Here is an 18,849-nt window from a genome sequence, read left to right as displayed (position 1 = left end):
GGAAAACGGATTCATAATAACCGTGCAAAGATGAAGGTTGATTTTATAGAAAAGTGGTGAACCGAGTTGAATTTAAGTCGTAAATATTTAGTTGTGTTAATATTAGTTGCTTTCCTAATCGGTGGGGCTCTGTCAGCGACAGCGGTTTCCATGGTTGCTAATGGTGATGAACCAAATGAGGAGACAGCGTCGGAAGAATCAAATGACACGGATCAATCAAGTGATTCGTCGACAGAAGACAATAGTGATAGTGAAGACGTGAGTTCTGATGCATCAGCTGAAGTGGATCAGATCAATCAAATTGTCGATGCCATTAATGAATATTATATCGATGACGTGGACCGTGAAACGTTGTACGAAGGGGCATTACAAGGTGTCGTAAATGCGTTAGACGATCCATTTAGCCAATACATGGATGAGGAAATGACTGATCAGTTTAATCAGTCGCTTGAATCATCGTTTGAAGGCATTGGCGCAGAGGTAACTGAGCGTGACGGGTTTATTACCGTCGTATCCCCGATTAAAGATTCGCCTGCAGAAGCAGCCGGCTTGCGTCCGAACGATCGTATTTTAGCTGTTGATGGTGAATCTGTAGAAGATCAAACGGTACAAGAAGCGGTTCAAATTATACGCGGTGAAAAAGGGACGGATGTTGTGTTAACGATTCAGCGCCCAGGTGACGATGAAACGTTTGATGTCACGATTACACGCGACGAAATCCCGTTAGAAACGGTACATTCATCGGTTCAAGAGTATAACGGCAATACGGTCGGTGTGTTAGAGATTACGTCATTTGGAGAAGGAACTGCGCAAGAGTTTGATGATGCGTTAACATCACTTGAGGAAGATGAGAATATCGATGGTTTAGTCCTCGATGTTCGCGGAAACCCTGGTGGCTTGTTTAACGCAGTGGAGAATATGTTGTCGCATTTCGTTTCAGATGAAGACCCATTCGTTTATACGAAGCGTCATGATGCCGAGCGCGACCCATATTATGTAGACGGTGAAGGGAAACCGGATTACCCTGTGACAGTGTTAATTGATCAAGGTAGTGCGAGTGCTTCGGAAATTTTAGCCGCTGCTTTAAACGAAATTCACGGTTATGATTTAGTCGGGCAAACAACGTTCGGAAAAGGTACGGTTCAACAAACGATGCCACTTAATGAAGGAATGCTTAAGCTAACGGTCTTTAATTGGATTACGCCTGATGGCAACTTAATCCAAGATAAAGGCGTTGACCCGACGATTGAACAGCGTCAGCCGGAGTATTTCTACACAGGATTAATTCAAAGCGACGAACCACTTGAATATGATATGACAGGCAATGAAGTAGAAAAGCTTCAAATCATGTTAGAAGGTCTTGGCTACGATGTGTCACGGACAGATGGCTATTTTGATATGGATACCGTTGCAGCTGTCGAACATTTTCAAGATGAGAATGGTTTAGATGTTACGGGATCTGTCGGCGAAGAGACAGAATTGCAGTTAGAAGATATGATATTAGAAGCCGTACAAAATCCAGAAAATGATGTCCAATTAGATCGTGCAATTGAAGCGTTATATGAGTAAAACGAAGGATGGCTCTGCAGTGGGTCATCTTTTTTGCCTAGATTTGTAGATGTTGCAGGATTTTCATTTTAAATCGCGAAACGAATACGTTAGGTGAACTGGTAAAAGGGGAGATCGAGATGTGGCAGACGTGGTTGACAGAAATCGGACTAGGCATCGCATGGTTGTTTGCGCAACCTGTATTATATATCGCAATTTTGTTTTCATTTCTGATTGGGTGGTCACGGATTAAACAAGATCGCAAACAATTTGGTCACCGCGTGTTTCCGTTACATGCGGAGTGGCGAGGGACGTGGCTCCTCGGGTTAGTTTTGGGGATCATATTATCAGCTGGTTTTGTGTTAACTGGTATGGTTGTCACATGGGAATGGCTCGCATTGTGGACGGCAGTGTTTATCGTCATGTTTTTAACGGGGCAAGTCGCGTTGTTGTCCCCCGCGTACACACTCGGTTTATCGATTGTGATCATCTGGCTTTTAGAACGATTTGATGTTGTTGTTTGGAATGAGGCGGTGACTGATCGATTGTATCAAGTGTCGCTTGAAGACATGGTTTATCTGTTACTCGCGCTATTGTTGGTTGAAGCGATTTTCATTGTGATGACGAAGCGGTCACAAACGTTTCCGAGGTTGTATGCAGGCGATCGTGGTAAAGATGTCGGGGCGCATCGAGTAAGTCGGTTAATGCTTGTGCCATTGTTAATACCGCTACCAGGTGGCCCGTTGTCGTTAGTTGATTCATTTAGTTGGTGGCCTGTGTTTGCCACTGAATCCATTGGCATGCAGTTTGTAATGTTTCCGTATGTCGTTGGTTTCGCGCAAACGTTCCGCGGCGTGTTTAGTGACCAAGGGGCGAAGCGGATTGGTTTAAGTTTGATGTTACTGGTAGTTGTGTTGACCGCTGTATGGGTCCCGCTCGCCACGCTACCATATGTGTTAGTATCGGTTGTCGCTAGTGCGATAGTGTTGCGTGCGGTCATTAGTCTTGTCGTGCGTTTCTTTGACCGTGAGCGTAGACCCGTCTTCAGACCCGAGTCAGAGGGGATTACGATTGTCGGAGTTGTTCCTGGTTCCCCGGCTTCGGATTTAGACGTGCAAATTGGCGAAAAAATCGAGCGTGTCCATGATGTACCGGTACGTAATGAGTATGAATTTTTCGATGTTATGAGCGAAAATCGAGCTTATTGCAAATTAAATGTGCGCGATTTAAATGGCGAGACGAAATTCGTGCAACGGTCGATTTACGAAGGCGAAGATCATCAATTAGGGTTTATTTTCGTGAAAGAAACCCCGCGCTTTTCGTTACAATCATCAGAAACGTTATCTAGATAGGACGACATCTCATCTTATCCCGAGCGGGTAGGATGAGTTTTTTGATTAACGGGAATATTTGATGGCGATATCGTCGGTTTCCGAGCATTTATCGCCGAATTAGCGAATTTATCGTCGCAATCTTAACTATTTCGTCGAGTCAATCATATCTTTTGCAATCAATGGTCTGACAAAATATGCTTAATATATGACTGTTTGCGCAGGGATCCCACTGTGCAAACGAATGTTCGTGTATGTTATAATATAAATTGATGGAATTACATGAAAAAGTGCGGGAATCGAGCTAAAAAGTGCCGGAATCCAAAGGAAAAGTGCAGGAATCAAGCTAAAAAGTGCGTGAATCCCAAGGAAAAGTGCAGGAATCAAGCTTAAAACTGCGAGAATCCTAAAGAAAACTGCTTGAATCAGGCAATGAATATAATGAAACGATGGGGTTGATAATGTGGCGGAAGCATTTCAGTTAGAGTCGCAATTTGAACCACAGGGTGACCAGCCGCAAGCGATTCAACAGCTTGTGAATGGTGTGAATAATGGTAAGCGTCATCAGACGTTGCTCGGTGCGACGGGGACGGGTAAGACGTTTACGGTGTCGAATGTGATTACGGAGATTAATCGGCCGACGCTTGTGATTGCGCACAATAAAACGTTGGCGGGACAGTTGTATAGTGAGTTTAAAGAGTTCTTTCCGAATAATGCGGTAGAGTATTTTGTTAGTTACTATGACTATTATCAGCCAGAAGCGTATGTGCCGCATTCGGATACATATATCGAGAAGGACGCGAGCATTAATGATGAGATTGATAAATTACGGCACTCGGCGACGTCTGCGTTGTTTGAGCGGGAAGATGTGTTGATTGTGGCGAGTGTGTCGTGTATTTATGGCCTCGGTTCGCCGACAGAGTATCGTGAGCTCGTGTTATCGCTCAGGACGGGTATGCAAAAAGAACGCGATGAAGTGTTGCGCAACCTCGTTGATATTCAGTATGCGCGAAATGACATTGACTTTCAGCGCGGTACGTTCCGGGTGCGTGGTGATTCGGTGGAAATTATTCCGGCGTCGCGCGAGGAGCATTGTATTCGGATTGAATTTTTCGGCGATGAGATTGACCGGATTCGTGAAGTGGATGCGCTGACGGGTGAAATTTTGGGTGACCGCGATCATGTTGCGATTTTCCCGGCATCTCACTTCGTCACGCGTGAAGAAAAGATGAAAAAAGCGATTCAAAATATCGAGCAAGAGTTGCAAGAACAGTTGGCGTATTTTAAAGAAAACGATCAGCTACTCGAAGCGCAGCGGCTCGAGCAACGGACGAATTATGATTTGGAAATGATGCGTGAGATGGGTTTTTGTTCAGGTATTGAAAACTACTCACGTCATTTATCGTTTCGGGAACCTGGCTCAACGCCGTACACGTTACTCGATTATTTCCCAGATGGGTCGCTTATGGTCGTAGATGAGTCGCACGTGACGCTACCGCAAGTGCGGGGCATGTTTAACGGGGACCAAGCGCGCAAGCAGACATTAGTCGATCACGGTTTCCGTTTGCCGTCTGCGATGGATAACCGACCGCTGACGTTCGAAGAGTTCGAAAAACATATCGACCACGGAATTTATGTGTCAGCGACGCCTGGCCCGTATGAACGTGAACATTCGCCGGAGATGGTCGAGCAAATTATTCGACCGACGGGATTACTCGATCCAGAGATTGAGGTGCGTCCAATTAAAGGTCAAATCGATGACTTGATCGGTGAAATTAATAAACGAGTTGATCGTGACGAACGTGTCCTAGTGACGACCCTAACGATTAAAATGTCAGAGGATTTAACGAATTATTTACAGGAAATGGGCATTAAAGTGGCCTACTTACACTCGGAAATTAAAACGCTTGAACGTATTGAAATTATTCGTGATTTAAGACTCGGTAAATACGACGTCCTTGTCGGAATTAACTTGTTACGTGAAGGTCTTGACTTGCCAGAAGTGTCGCTCGTTGCGATTTTGGACGCTGACAAAGAAGGCTTCCTCCGTTCTGAGCGGTCGCTCATTCAAACGACGGGTCGTGCGGCGCGTAATGCGGAGGGTCGCGTGATTATGTATGCGGATAAAATCACCGATTCAATGCAAGTCGCAATCGATGAAACGTATCGCCGTCGTGAGAAGCAAATCGCTTATAACGAAGAACACGGTATTACGCCGACGACGATTAAGAAGGAAATTCGTGATGTCATTAAAGCAACATATGAATCAGATGACGAGGAATCCGACCAAAGCACGGCACAGCAATATAAACATTTATCGAAAGACGAAAAAGCCGAAGTGATCGACCAGCTTGAAACGGAAATGAAACAAGCGGCGAAAGACCTCGACTTCGAACGCGCGATGGAGCTGCGTGATGCGATGCTCGAGTTAAAAGCGGAAGGGTGAACGACATGAAATCTATAACAGTACAAGGCGCCAGAGCTCACAATCTAAAAGACATTGACGTAACCATTCCGAAAAATCAATTCGTGGTTATGACGGGCTTGTCTGGTTCAGGCAAGTCGTCTTTGGCGTTCGATACGATTTATGCGGAAGGTCAGCGTCGTTATGTCGAGTCGTTGTCGGCCTACGCGCGTCAGTTTTTAGGCCAAATGGACAAGCCAGATGTCGATGCGATTGAAGGGTTGTCGCCGGCGATTTCGATTGATCAGAAAACGACGAGTCATAACCCGCGTTCGACGGTCGGAACGGTGACGGAGATTTATGACTATTTACGCTTGTTGTTTGCACGTGTCGGCCAACCGATCTGTCCGATTCATGGTGTGGAAATTTCAGCCCAAACGGTTGAACAAATGGTCGATCAAGTGATGGAACTAGAAGAACGAACGAAAATGCAAGTGTTAGCACCGGTTATTTCCGGTCGTAAAGGTGAACATAAACGCGTCATGGACAATTTGAAAAAAGAAGGTTATGTCCGCCTGCGCGTGAACGGTGAAATGCGCGAAATAACCGAAGAAATAGAACTTGAAAAAAATAAAAAACATACGATTGAAGTCGTCGTTGACCGTATTATCGTGAAAGAAGGCGTGGAAGGGCGATTGAGCGATTCGATCGAAACAGCGCTTAGTATTAGTGGAGGACAAGTGATTATCGACCTGATTGACGGGGACGACTTGTTGTTTAATGAACATCATGCTTGTCCGGAATGTGGCTTTACGATTTCAGAGCTCGAACCACGCTTGTTTTCGTTCAACAATCCATTAGGTGCTTGTAAAACATGTGATGGCATTGGGCAAAACTTAGAAGTCGATATTGATCTCGTCATTCCGGATTGGCATTTGTCGCTTAATCAGCATGCGATTGCCCCGTGGCAGCCGATTTCATCGCAATATTATCCGCAGCTTTTACAGTCAGTTTGCGATCATTACGGCATTGATATGGACAAACCTGTAAACGAGTTGCCTGACGATCAATTAAATAAAGTGTTGTATGGCAGCGGCGATGAAAAAATTTATTTCCATTATGAAAATGAACGCGGTCAAGTGCGGGAAAACGAGATTTTCTTTGAAGGTGTCTTAAATAATGTCGCTCGTCGTTACCGCGAATCGAGTTCGAGCTTTATTCGCGAGCAGATGGAGAAATATATGGCGCAGTCGCCGTGCCCGACGTGTAACGGGTATCGTTTGAATGAAGAGGCGCTCGCGGTAAAACTGTCGAACAATCATATCGGAGAAGTGACCGAACTGAGTGTGACGAACAGCTTGAACTGGGTCAAAGCGTTATCGTTAAATGACAAAGACCGCAAAATCGCGGACATGATTATTCGCGAGATTCAAGACCGCTTGTCGTTTTTAATCAATGTCGGCTTAGAATATTTAAACTTGTCGCGTTCAGCTGGGACATTATCAGGCGGTGAAGCGCAGCGTATCCGTTTAGCGACGCAAATTGGCTCAGCGCTAAATGGCGTGCTTTACGTGTTAGACGAGCCGTCGATTGGCCTGCATCAACGCGATAATGATCGTTTAATCGAAACGCTAAAGCAAATGCGTGACCTCGATAACACGCTCATTGTCGTGGAACACGATGAAGATACGATGTTAGCGGCGGATTATTTAATTGACGTCGGTCCAGGTGCGGGTGCCCAAGGTGGCGAAATCGTCTCGAGTGGCACGCCTGATGAAGTGATGAATGATGCCAATTCGTTAACGGGTCAATATTTGAGTGGCGAGCAGTTTATTCCAGTACCACATGAGCGTCGTCCGATCAATCCGGAGCGTCAATTAACGATTCGTGAGGCGACGGCGAATAACTTGAAACAGGTGGACGCATCGATTCCGCTCGGTTTAATGACGGTCGTGACCGGCGTTTCTGGTTCCGGAAAGAGTACGCTCATTAACGATATTTTGTTTAAAACATTGTCGAAAACGCTCCACCGCGGTAAGACGAAACCTGGTGAGCACAAGGTGATTGAGGGGTTAGATCAATTGGAAAAAGTGATCGACATCGACCAGTCGCCAATTGGCCGCACACCACGCTCGAATCCGGCAACGTATATCGGTGTCTTCGATGATATTCGCGATGTGTTTGCGCAAACGAGTGAAGCGAAAATGCGCGGATACAAGAAAGGCCGTTTTAGTTTTAACGTCAAAGGTGGTCGTTGTGAGGCGTGTAAAGGTGATGGGATCATCAAAATCGAAATGCACTTTTTACCGGATGTGTACGTGCCGTGTGAAGTGTGTCATGGTAAACGGTATAATCGCGAGACGTTGGAAGTGAAATATAAAGGTAAAAATATCGCCGACGTGCTCGAGATGCGCGTAGAAGAAGCACTTGAGTTTTTCGAAAATATCCCGAAAATCAAACGCAAACTGCAAACGATTTATGATGTCGGGTTAGGCTATGTTAAACTCGGACAGCAAGCGACAACATTGTCGGGTGGTGAGGCGCAACGAGTCAAATTAGCGAGTGAATTGCATCGCCGCTCGAATGGAAAATCGCTTTATATTTTAGACGAGCCGACGACAGGCTTGCATACCGATGATATTGCACGATTACTGACTGTCTTACAACGCTTAGTCGAAAACGGTGATAGTGTGATTATCATTGAACACGATTTAAATGTGATCAAAACTGCGGATCATTTGATTGACCTCGGCCCTGAAGGCGGTGACGGAGGTGGCGATATAATCGCGACCGGCACGCCGGAAGAGGTAGCAGACATCGACGCGTCGCATACAGGGCGCTATTTGAAAGGCGTCTTAGAACGTGACCGAGCACGAATGGCAGAACGGTTAACGACATAAGGGGGAGAAAACATGAAAGCAATTGAAATGGAACAGGTGCAAGATTTGCTCGACCAATTTGCCAACGAACCTGTTTATATACATTTAGAAACGACAAATGGTGCCTATGCGAAACATTTCGATTCAAACGCGCACAATGTTGGCGCTTATATACGCAATGCACAAATCGAATACGAACGCGGCACGATTGTTGAATCAGATGGGACGTATCGTGTTGGTCTCAAAACGAACGGTTGGGTTTACGCAGAAGGCATTACAGACTACGAACTAAACGATGATGGGCAATTGTTGTTAGCGGGGCATGACGATGTTGGACGTCTCATGGTCGCGCTACAAATTAGTCGCACACCGTTTAAGATGTAAGGGGGGAATAGCATGGTAGATTTTGCAAAACATGAACAAGTGGTCGTCATTTACCCACACCCAGATGATGAATCGTTTGGCACGTCAGGCACGATTTTAAATTTCCGCGATGCAGGTGTGCCTGTCACATATTTATGCGGGACGCTAGGTGAAATGGGCCGCAATATGGGGACGCCATTTTTTGCGAACCGCGAAACGTTACCAGAAATCCGTAAACAAGAATTAATCGATGCGTGTAACGTGTTAGATATGGATCTCGTTATGCTCGGTTATCGCGATAAAACGTTAGAATTCGAATCGAAACAAGAAGTGGCCGCGAATTTGAAAGAACGAATCGAAGCGGCGGGTGCTACGTTAGTGATCACCTTTTACCCGCCGTACGCTGTGCACCCGGACCACGATGCGATGGGGGCGGCAGCATTTGAAGCTGTTCGTCAAATGGATCACGACAAACGCCCTGAAGTATGGGCGACAGCGATTTCGAATGACCGCGAAGCTAAATTAGGCGAGCCCGATATTGTGCTCGACACAGAATCTGTCTTTGACCGTAAACTTGCAGCGATCAAATCGCACAAATCGCAAGCAGAAGGTATGCTTAAGAAAATGCAAGAGAGTTCGAACTTCGTAGGTGAGTACGAAAGCGCGTTGCAACGATTACGTTACGAATCATTTTATAAAGTCGATGTTGACGACGTGATGAGCTAACACGTTTGTCATGACTCACCAGAGGGAACAGTCATATTATAGGAAATACTACTGTTGAAGTTCAGATTTTATTTATTAATTGGAACAGAGCGCTTAGTTGTTGATCTTGTGAGGAGCGAAGGTGGCGACTCCAGCGGGAACAGCACGCGTCTCGAGACCCCGAGAGATGCACCTGCGTCTTCTAGCATTGCTTCGAAGTAGGCTTCCTCGGTGCAAGTTGCAGGGTAGCTTACTCGATGATGTTGCCTGGCTCGAGCCGTGCCCGCGGAAAGCGTCCACCGGCAGCGGATCACACGATTAACAACGGACTTTAATAGAGTGTTGAAAGTATTTAAAAGGAGGTTTCACCTGATGAGTCAATCACGACGTCGAATACTAGAATTGTTAGAAGAAGGTCATATTACGGCTGAAGAAGCGGATATGATGTTAAATGAATTAGGTCAAGATTTTAACAACACATCCGAACAAGCGTCAGAAGACGACAGCCAGACCGATAAACGCGAATCAAAATTCACACAACGATTTAAACGTGATTTCAAACAAATGGCTGAAGGCGTTAGCCAATTTGTCGGAGATACCGTCCAACGATTTAACCCAAAAGACGTGAAACGCTTATTTCACTTTGATGACCATAACGTGAAACAAATCGCCGTTGACTGGCAAAACGGGCCGATTACCGTCAAACCATCAGACGATCATGTCATAAAAGTTCAAGTTGAAGGTAAAGTTTTTAATCAATCGGACGGTAACGAGGCGGAAACATTGTTTGACCAATCGACTGTCGTCACGATAGAAGGCGATCAACTCGTCCTACGTCAAAAACGAAAAGATATGTTCGTCAATGCGACGATTTACGTACCTGACCATACGTATGATGACATTGATATTCAAACAGTGAGTGGTTCGGTTAAGTTAATGGATTTAACAAGTCACACCTCGTCGTTGCAAACGGTTAACGGCAGTGTGAAAGTGTTAGGGCATGAAGCAGATTCAGCTCAAGTGGAAACGCGTCATGGTTCGATTAAGTGCGATGATGTCGCGTTTGATTATGTTAAACTCGAAACGACAGTTGGTTCAGTTCATTTTGACGGTGAAGCGGATGAAATCGATACGAATGTCGTGACAGGAACGGCGAAGATTTTACAAGACCGTGATGACGCCAGCCGTATGGATATTAATGTGACGACCGGAGCGATCATGTTACATGTACCAGATGACATGCGTGTGAATGGCAAAGCATATACTAGCTTGAATAGTGTGGATGTTGATATGGATGATGTCACGATTCAAGAACTCGGCGATCAAAAAGTGAAACGCCAAATGCAGTTCTTTCACGGGGAATCAGACGAACCACGGTGTGACATTCGTTTAGCGGCGAAAACAGGAAACATTAAAGTGAAGCAGTCTTAAGGGAGTTTTCATATGTTCAAAAACTGGATTATTTCCATTCTTGTAAATGCGATCGCGATTTTTGCTGTTTCAGAATTATTGGATGCTTTTCAAGTCGATGGCATAGAAATTGCGCTACTAGCCGGCCTTATTTTATCGTTATTAAACGCGATTGTGCGACCAATTCTCGTGTTCTTTACGTTACCGATCACGTTTGTCACGCTCGGTTTGTTTTTATTCGTGATCAATGCGATTACATTGATGCTCACGCAATGGCTTATCGGACCAGGATTCGTCATCGACGGATTTGGCTGGGCCATTTTAGCCGCCATTATCGTGTCGATCCTCAACTTTTTATTACAAAACTTATTTAAGCAGATGTTTAAATAAAAATCACGGCCGCGGCCGTGATTTTTTCGTTCCAATGTTCCAATTATGAAATAAATCCCCCGATTTATTTCATAACTGCCCGAAGTTATCTCAAAACTTAAAGCAGTTATCTCATAACTAAGTAACTTTATTAAATAAATGAAGCGAATAACTAAAAATCGTCAAGTTAAAAAGGCTTTCTCATAGCGGTCGGTATGATAAACTGTAGGTAGAGTGATTCAACGAGGAGGATTGACGGTTGTGAAAGTCCGAACACAAGATTTAATCGAACGATTTGAGATGGAGCTCGTCGCAGGTAAAGACGGCATTCATCGCGAAATCGTCACGAGTGATATATCGCGTCCCGGCATGGAAATGGCAGGTTATTTCACCCATTATCCGAAAGAACGACTTCAATTAATGGGACGAACGGAATTGTCGTTTTTATACGATTTAACCGAAGACGAAGTGACCGACCGTATGGAAAAAATGTGCACCGACGTAACACCAGGGATTGTGATCACAAGAGGCATGGATGTGCCACAGACATTAATCGAAGCAGCAGACGATGCAGGCGTTCCTGTCATGCGTTCGCCGTATAAAACGACGCGTGTCATTAGTCGGTTAACGAATTATTTAGAAACAAAATTTGCGCCAACGACAGCTGTCCATGGCGTATTAGTCGATATTTATGGTGTTGGCGTGCTCATCACAGGTAACAGTGGTATTGGTAAAAGTGAAACGGCACTCGAACTCGTGAAGCGCGGTCACCGTCTTGTCGCTGATGATAACGTCGAAATTCGTCAAGAAGACTATGACACCCTCATCGGTAACCCGCCAAACTTGATTGAACATTTACTTGAAATTCGTGGACTTGGTATTATTAATGTCATGACGTTATTTGGAGCGGGTGCTGTACGTAATTTCAAACGAATCTCGCTTGTCGCTCATCTCGAATCATGGGATGAGGAAAAACAATACGATCGTTTAGGCCTCGATGAAGAAACGATGCCAATCATGGATGTTGATTTGCCGAAATCGACGATTCCTGTACGACCGGGACGAAATCTATCGGTTATTATTGAAGTGGCTGCGATGAATTTCCGGTTAAAACGGATGGGTGTCAACACAGCTGAAGAATTTACACAACGACTCAATTCGGTTATTGATGTCGATCACAATGAAATAGAGTAAGGAGCGAGAAAACATGTATGAAGCTTGTCAGTATGAAGCATACGACCGCGTGTTTTTACAGCTAGGTCCGTTTCCGATATATTGGTACGGCGTGTTAATTATGCTGGGTGCGGTCATTGGTCTAATTATGGCGACACAAGAAAGTAAACGATTGAATTTACATAAAGATTTCTTCGTCGATTTGCTCGTCTTTGCGATTCCGGCAGCCATTGTCGGAGCGCGTTTATACTATGTCGCGTTTGAATTTCAAAATTATAATTCACTGATCGACGTGATTGATATACGTGAAGGTGGTCTCGCCATTCACGGAGCCCTTATCGCGTCTGTGCTAGTTACTTATTTTTATACGAAAATAAAAAACGTCTCATTTTGGAAAGTGGCTGATATTGCAGCGCCGAGTATTTTGTTCGGTCAAATGTTAGGGCGTTGGGGTAACTTCATGAACCAGGAGGCTTATGGAGGCCCGATTTCGCAATCAGCTTATCAAAATTTCCATCAATATATTCCGGACTGGATTATGAATAACATGTGTGTCGATGGGGTTTATCATCATCCAACCTTCTTATACGAATCGATGTGGAGTTTACTCGGGATCATCTTATTACTCGTGCTACGTTATAAAGTGAATCCGCGTCGCGCTGTTATTTTCTTATCGTATGTCATGTGGTATTCGGCCGGGCGTTTCTTTATTGAAGGGATGCGCACGGATAGCCTGTATTTAGTGGGTGATTTGCGTGTGGCTCAACTGATTTCCGTCTTATTAATCATGGGTAGTCTGTACGTTCTCTATTACCGTCGTAAGCATGGCTATGATAGGGTGTTATACGATGGTACGCGTTTAGACAAACCGCAATCGAAAAACAAAAAGAAAAAGAAGAAAAAGTAAGTCATAGGTTTTTGGTAAAACCCGTTGTTGATATTGTGATCCGCTTACGGTGGACGCTTTCCGCGGGCACGGCTCGAGCCAGGCAACATCATCGAGTAAGCTACCCTGCAACTTGCACCGAGGAAGCCTACTTCGAAGCAATGCTAGAAGACGCAGGTGCATCTCTCGGGGTCTCGAGACGCGTGCTGTTCCCGCTGGAGTCGCCACCTTCGCTCCTCATAATTCAACAACTCAGTGCTAAATCTATCGAAAATCAACACTAAACTTTAACAGAGTTAAGTCTTAAAGGGAGGTTTACGCTTGGGGGCGACACTTAAAAATGGCTTCATGAGCGGGTTGAACGTGACATGGGCCTTAAGTAAAATTATATTTCCGATAACGGTCATCGTCATGATGCTTAGATATACACCGTTGTTTCCAATGTTTATGAGTTGGCTCGAGCCTGTCATGAAGTTTTTAGGCTTGCCTGGCGAAGCAGCGGTCCCACTCGTGTTAGGAAATTTGTTGAACTTATATGCAGGGATCGGCGCGATTGTCAGCTTTGATTTTACGGTCAAAGAAGTGTTTATTTTGGCGATTATGCTGTCCTTTTCCCACAATTTAATTATCGAATCGGCTGTCGCATCGAAAGTCGGTGTTAACTTTTGGATTATCGTCGGTGTGCGTGTTTTTTTAGCGGTTTTATCTGCTGTTTTAATTAGTCTGTTTTGGCAAGGCGGCGGTGAGATGGCACAGTACGGCCTGATTTCGAATGAAGGGCCTGCGCCTTCAGGTTGGATGGAAATTACCATGACAGCCTTCGAAACAGCGATTCTTAGTATTGTACAATTAGCCGCGATCGTCATCCCGCTCATGATCGGGATTCAATGGATGCGCGATACGAAATGGCTCGATTGGATGTCGAGAAAGCTAGCTCCTGCCACACGTGTCATTGGTGTGCAACCGAATGCGTCGACGACACTTGTAGCAGGTCTTACGATTGGTCTGGCGTACGGCGCTGGGTTGATGATTCAAGCGGTGCAAGAAGATGGCGTCTCGAAAAAGGATATGTATCTCGTCTTAATTTTCCTCGTCACATGTCACGCGGTCGTGGAAGATACGCTCGTCTTTATTCCGCTCGGTATTCCGGTTTGGCCATTGTTGCTCATACGTTTAACCGCTGCCATTGCACTAACAGCACTTGTCGCTTATATTTGGCGACGAATGGAGAAAAATAAAACAATCGATTCTGTAAGAGAGGATGTTCCAACATGACGGTCAAAACATTATTATTTGATTTAGACGGCACGCTAATTGATTCAAACGACTTAATCGTCGAATCATTTCGCTATACATTAAAAAAACATACAGGTCGCGATTATGAACGCGATGACATTTTACCGTTTATCGGTCCGCCATTAGGTGACACGTTGCAAACGATCGACCCAAATCAAGTCGATGAGATGATGGCGACGTACCGCGAACACAATTTGTCTAATCACGATGCTTATATCAAAATGTACGACGGCGTTTACGATGTGATTCGCCAATTGCACGAAGACGGCTATCCGATGGCGATTGTAACAACGAAGATTCAAAGCTCGGCACGGAAAGGGCTTGAATTAACCGGGCTTGATCAATTTTTCGATGTCGTGATCGGATTAGATGATGTTGAGGCGGCGAAACCATCTGCTGATCCGGTATTACGCGGCATGCGAGCATTAGGTGGCGAGATCGAATCGACGCTCATGGTCGGCGATAATTCGCACGATATTGAAGCGGGTCAAAATGCGGGTGTACAAACGGCCGCTGTCGGTTGGTCCGCAAAAGGGCGTGACTACGTTGCGTCATTCAAACCGGATTATATTTTAGATGACATGGCTGATTTACTCGATATTGTAAAGGGGTGAAGCGCATGCGCAAAACGACGCGCTATCCGGTCACACGATCGAATTCACTTTGGCAAATCTATAAAACCGTGCCGTTTTTGAAAGTGTGTAAAAATTTTATCGCGATCCAAATCGGCCGCTATACACCGTGGTTAAAGGTAAAAAACGGGATTTACCGCACGTTTTTACGCATGTCCATCGGCGACGAAACAGCGCTTGCACTCATGGTCATGCCTGATTTGATGTTTCCGGAAAAAATTACGATCGGGAGAAATTGCGTGATTGGTTACAACACGACGATTTTGGCGCATGAATATTTAATCGACGAATATCGGTTAGGTGATGTCGTCATTGGCGATAATGTCATGATCGGAGCGAATAGTACGATTTTACCTGGTGTGACGATTGGCAACGGCGCGATCGTTTCTGCTGCGACACTCGTCCATGAAGACGTTCCAGCAGGCGCGTTTGTCGGCGGTAACCCGATGCAAGTCATTTATACGAAAGAAGAACGCGAAGCAAAACAATGATATAACACTTAAACAACTGCTACATGAATAACGACGTCACGTCTTATTGATGTAGCCTTTTTTTAATGTTTGAAAAAGTTGCCAATAAGGAATAACATCATATATATCACATACATAAAAGGATTGAGGGGGCGGTAAGATGACACAATACATTTTATCATTAGACCAAGGGACGACGAGTTCGCGTGCGATGTTGTTTAATCATGACGGTGAGATGGTTGACGTGGCGCAACAAGAATTCGAACAATATTTTCGGAAACCAGGTTGGGTTGAGCACGATGCGAACGAAATTTGGACGTCAACTCAACATTGCATGACGGAAGTGCTACGAAAAGCGGATGTTGATGCGTCGCAAATTGCAGGCATTGGTATTACGAACCAACGCGAAACGACTGTTGTTTGGGATCGCCAAACGGGGAAACCGATTCATAAGGCGATTGTCTGGCAGTCGCGGCAAACGGAAGATATTTGTACCGATTTGCGCGAGCGTGGGCTTGAAGAGACGTTTCGGACGAAGACAGGGTTGCTTTTGGACCCATATTTTTCTGGAACGAAAGTGAAATGGATATTAGATCATGTCGATGGGGCTCGAGAACGGGCGGCAAACGGTGAGCTCATGTTTGGGACGATTGATACGTGGTTAATTTATAAGTTAACGGGTGGCGACGTTCATGTGACGGATTATTCCAATGCGTCACGGACGCTTATGTTTAATATTCACGACTTAGAATGGGATGATGAGTTGTTGTCGCATTTAGACGTACCGAAAAATATGCTGCCGACTGTGACGAACTCATCAGAAATTTACGGCCATACGGTTAGCTATCAATTTCAAGGTGAAACTGTTCCGATTGCCGGCGCTTGTGGTGACCAGCAAGCCGCGTTATTCGGGCAAGCCTGTTTTGACAAAGGGATGGCGAAAAATACGTACGGCACGGGTTGTTTTATGCTCATGAACACGGGTGATGAAGCGGTTAGCTCAAATAATGGTTTATTAACGACGCTCGCTTGGGGCATTGATGGCCGAGTCGATTATGCATTAGAAGGAAGCATTTTCGTCGCTGGGTCTGCCATTCAATGGCTTCGCGATGGGTTACGCCTAATCGATTCCGCACCGAAAAGTGAAGATTATGCGCAGCGAGTTGAGTCAACTGATGGCGTTTATGTCGTTCCGGCGTTCGTCGGCTTAGGGACGCCGTATTGGGACAGCCAAGCGCGCGGGGCGATGTTTGGCTTAACGCGTGGTTCCGAAAAAGAACACGTCGTACGCGCCACGCTCGAATCACTCGCCTATCAAACGAAAGACGTCGTCAATGCGATGATTGACGATGCTGGTTTACAGTTGAAAACGTTACGCGTCGATGGTGGTGCTGTGAAAAATAACTTTTTAATGCAGTTTCAGAGCGATATGTTAAACGTCGCGGTGGAGCGTCCAGTCGTCAATGAAACGACAGCGTTAGGGGCTGCGTATTTAGCAGGTTTAGCCGTCGGTTTTTGGGACAGTCAAAACGATATCGCAAATCAATGGAATGTCGACGAAACATTTGAGCCGAATATGGAAGATGACGTTCGTGATGAAAAATATGACGGATGGAAACGCGCTGTCAAAGCAACGCAGGCATTTACATCGTAATCGTTAGACAGGAAGGATGATGACATTGAGTACATGGACGAACTTAGATCGAGAAAACAATAAACAATTATTAGATAAGTCTTATGATGTAATTGTGATCGGTGGCGGCATTACTGGCGCAGGGATCGCCCTTGATGCGGCCACGCGCGGAATGAACGTGGTTGTGCTTGAGATGCAAGATTTCGCAGCCGGGACATCTAGTCGTTCGACAAAACTTGTGCACGGCGGCTTACGTTATTTAAAGAATTTTGAAGTCGGACTTGTTGCGGAAGTCGGGAAAGAACGCGATATTGTGTACGAGAACGCGCCGCATATTACGACGCCAGAATGGATGATGCTTCCATTTTATAAAGGTGGCAATTTCGGTCCGATTTCCACGAATATTGGATTACGAGTCTATGACTTTTTAGTCGGTGTGAAACGAGCTGAACGCCGGAAAATGTTATCGGTTGATGAAACAATGAAGCGCGAACCATTATTGAAGCGTGACGGGTTGAAAGGTAGCGGCTATTATGTCGAGTACAAAACAGACGATGCCCGCCTCACGATGGAAGTGATGAAAAAAGCCGTCGAAAAGGGTGCCGTTGCGTTTAATTATATGAAAGTGGAGCAATTGTTGCATAACGACGGTAATGTGATTGGCGTTCGAGTGAATGATGAAGTGAATGGCGACACCCATGATGTCTATAGCCATTACGTCGTGAATGCGACAGGGCCATGGGTCGATGAACTCCGCACGTTAGACCAATCGAAAAAAGGGAAAGAACTATTCCATACGAAAGGTGTTCATCTCGTTTTTGATCAAAATGACTTTCCGTTACAACAAGCGGTTTATTTTGATGCACCAGATGGTCGGATGATTTTTGCGATCCCGCGCGATGGTAAGACGTATGTCGGCACAACGGATACACCTTATGACGGTGACTTGGACCATCCTGTTACGACGGAAGCGGATAAAGCATATGTGTTAGATGCGATCCATCAAATGTTTCCGGATGTGCACGTGTCAGACGCGGATATCGAATCAACATGGGCTGGCATTCGTCCGCTCATTCACGAAGAAGGAAAAGATCCATCCGAAATTTCTCGGAAAGATGAAATATTAGAGTCAGACTCAGGCTTAATGTCTATTGCAGGCGGTAAATTAACGGGTTACCGTCAAATGGCTGAGGACGTCGTCGATTTAGTTTGTTCAAAACTAAGAACTATCGACGGCCGACCATTTGTGAAATCGCAAACGAAACACTTACCACTTGCAGGCGGTGAAGTCGGTGGCTCGAAAGGCTTTGCCGAGTTGACGCAGCGGATTTTGCATGAGACTACACAAGAAAAAATCGACAAACAGATCATGGCAACGTGGCTTAACCGATATGGCGCGAATACTCGTTTAGTCTTAGATTATTTCATCGCATTGCAAGGCTATGATGAACAGGCACGTGCCGTACTAGCGGAATTGCATTATGCGATTGATCATGAAGCCGTTTATAAGCCGGTTGATTTCTTGATACGACGCACAGGCGATTTATTTTTCAATATCGAAGGCGTCAAAACGCATAAAGAACGAGTTGTTTCCGAAATGGCGAAACAATTCGAATGGACAGATGAGCAGTACGAAGCTTACTTGGATGAAGTTGATCAACTCATAGCGGAAGCGGAAATGGGATAAAGATCGGAAAATCCTTGGCGACTTGAGCCAAGGATTTTCTGTCGCGCTCAAAAATAATCTGTC

At 45.2% G+C, this 18,849-nt stretch carries 15 protein-coding genes; all 15 read left to right on the top strand.

Features of this window, described 5'->3' with window-relative positions:
- The first annotated feature begins 66 nt into the window (after positions 1-66).
- Positions 67-1,569, top strand: a complete 1,503-nt coding sequence (locus ABID56_RS05205; RefSeq protein ID WP_354219560.1) for a S41 family peptidase — start codon at positions 67-69, stop codon at positions 1,567-1,569.
- Positions 1,570-1,688: 119 nt separating this feature from the next.
- Positions 1,689-2,900, top strand: a complete 1,212-nt coding sequence (locus ABID56_RS05200; protein ID WP_354219559.1) for a PDZ domain-containing protein — start codon at positions 1,689-1,691, stop codon at positions 2,898-2,900.
- Between the two features lie 442 nt (positions 2,901-3,342).
- A complete protein-coding gene (gene uvrB, locus ABID56_RS05195; protein ID WP_354219558.1) occupies positions 3,343-5,325 on the top strand; it encodes an excinuclease ABC subunit UvrB in 1,983 nt (660 codons plus the stop codon).
- A 5-nt stretch (positions 5,326-5,330) separates the two neighbouring features.
- Entirely contained in the window at positions 5,331-8,183 is a 2,853-nt protein-coding gene (uvrA, locus tag ABID56_RS05190) for an excinuclease ABC subunit UvrA (RefSeq protein WP_354219557.1), read from the top strand.
- Positions 8,184-8,195: 12 nt separating this feature from the next.
- Complete coding sequence (locus ABID56_RS05185) at positions 8,196-8,546, top strand: YojF family protein (RefSeq protein ID WP_354219556.1); 351 nt, start codon at positions 8,196-8,198, stop codon at positions 8,544-8,546.
- 12 nt (positions 8,547-8,558) lie between these two features.
- A complete protein-coding gene (bshB2, locus tag ABID56_RS05180; RefSeq protein ID WP_354219555.1) occupies positions 8,559-9,251 on the top strand; it encodes a bacillithiol biosynthesis deacetylase BshB2 in 693 nt (230 codons plus the stop codon).
- Positions 9,252-9,602: 351 nt separating this feature from the next.
- Positions 9,603-10,661: a DUF4097 family beta strand repeat-containing protein gene (locus tag ABID56_RS05175; RefSeq protein WP_354219554.1), complete on the top strand. Its 1,059-nt coding sequence runs from the start codon at positions 9,603-9,605 to the stop codon at positions 10,659-10,661.
- Positions 10,662-10,673: 12 nt separating this feature from the next.
- Complete coding sequence (locus ABID56_RS05170; RefSeq protein ID WP_354219553.1) at positions 10,674-11,030, top strand: phage holin family protein; 357 nt, start codon at positions 10,674-10,676, stop codon at positions 11,028-11,030.
- 231 nt (positions 11,031-11,261) lie between these two features.
- Entirely contained in the window at positions 11,262-12,203 is a 942-nt protein-coding gene (gene hprK, locus ABID56_RS05165) for an HPr(Ser) kinase/phosphatase (RefSeq protein WP_354219552.1), read from the top strand.
- A gap of 13 nt (positions 12,204-12,216) precedes the next feature.
- The gene (lgt, locus tag ABID56_RS05160) at positions 12,217-13,089 is read left to right on the top strand and encodes a prolipoprotein diacylglyceryl transferase (protein ID WP_354219551.1); all 873 of its coding nucleotides are present in this window, start codon (positions 12,217-12,219) and stop codon (positions 13,087-13,089) included.
- 300 nt (positions 13,090-13,389) lie between these two features.
- A complete protein-coding gene (locus ABID56_RS05155) occupies positions 13,390-14,343 on the top strand; it encodes a nucleoside recognition domain-containing protein (protein WP_354219550.1) in 954 nt (317 codons plus the stop codon).
- A complete protein-coding gene (gene ppaX / locus ABID56_RS05150; protein ID WP_354219549.1) occupies positions 14,340-14,978 on the top strand; it encodes a pyrophosphatase PpaX in 639 nt (212 codons plus the stop codon). The genes ABID56_RS05155 and ppaX overlap by 4 nt, the downstream gene beginning before the upstream one ends.
- A gap of 5 nt (positions 14,979-14,983) precedes the next feature.
- Positions 14,984-15,487 carry an acyltransferase gene (locus ABID56_RS05145; RefSeq protein WP_354219548.1) on the top strand — a complete coding sequence of 168 codons (504 nt, stop codon included), beginning with the start codon at positions 14,984-14,986 and terminating at the stop codon, positions 15,485-15,487.
- 139 nt (positions 15,488-15,626) lie between these two features.
- The gene (gene glpK, locus ABID56_RS05140) at positions 15,627-17,120 is read left to right on the top strand and encodes a glycerol kinase GlpK (RefSeq protein WP_354219547.1); all 1,494 of its coding nucleotides are present in this window, start codon (positions 15,627-15,629) and stop codon (positions 17,118-17,120) included.
- Between the two features lie 19 nt (positions 17,121-17,139).
- Complete coding sequence (locus ABID56_RS05135) at positions 17,140-18,786, top strand: glycerol-3-phosphate dehydrogenase/oxidase (protein ID WP_354219546.1); 1,647 nt, start codon at positions 17,140-17,142, stop codon at positions 18,784-18,786.
- Positions 18,787-18,849: the final 63 nt, after the last annotated feature.

The sequence above is a fragment of the Alkalibacillus flavidus genome (assembly GCF_040545925.1).
In the GTDB taxonomy this organism is placed as follows: Bacteria; Bacillota; Bacilli; order Bacillales; family Alkalibacillaceae; genus Alkalibacillus; species Alkalibacillus flavidus.
This window is presented reverse-complemented; position numbering and strand designations above follow the sequence as displayed.

What these genes read in the sequence shown, in the direction of transcription:
- ABID56_RS05145 (WP_354219548.1), top strand. Translation starts at nt 14,984, where the DNA reads ATGCGCAAAACGACGCGCTATCCGGTCACACGATCGAATTCACTTTGG.
- bshB2 (WP_354219555.1), top strand. Translation starts at nt 8,559, where the DNA reads ATGGTAGATTTTGCAAAACATGAACAAGTGGTCGTCATTTACCCACAC.
- ABID56_RS05170 (WP_354219553.1), top strand. Translation starts at nt 10,674, where the DNA reads ATGTTCAAAAACTGGATTATTTCCATTCTTGTAAATGCGATCGCGATT.
- ABID56_RS05135 (WP_354219546.1), top strand. Translation starts at nt 17,140, where the DNA reads ATGACATTGAGTACATGGACGAACTTAGATCGAGAAAACAATAAACAA.
- ABID56_RS05175 (WP_354219554.1), top strand. Translation starts at nt 9,603, where the DNA reads ATGAGTCAATCACGACGTCGAATACTAGAATTGTTAGAAGAAGGTCAT.
- ABID56_RS05185 (WP_354219556.1), top strand. Translation starts at nt 8,196, where the DNA reads ATGAAAGCAATTGAAATGGAACAGGTGCAAGATTTGCTCGACCAATTT.
- glpK (WP_354219547.1), top strand. Translation starts at nt 15,627, where the DNA reads ATGACACAATACATTTTATCATTAGACCAAGGGACGACGAGTTCGCGT.
- ppaX (WP_354219549.1), top strand. Translation starts at nt 14,340, where the DNA reads ATGACGGTCAAAACATTATTATTTGATTTAGACGGCACGCTAATTGAT.
- uvrA (WP_354219557.1), top strand. Translation starts at nt 5,331, where the DNA reads ATGAAATCTATAACAGTACAAGGCGCCAGAGCTCACAATCTAAAAGAC.
- lgt (WP_354219551.1), top strand. Translation starts at nt 12,217, where the DNA reads ATGTATGAAGCTTGTCAGTATGAAGCATACGACCGCGTGTTTTTACAG.
- ABID56_RS05200 (WP_354219559.1), top strand. Translation starts at nt 1,689, where the DNA reads ATGTGGCAGACGTGGTTGACAGAAATCGGACTAGGCATCGCATGGTTG.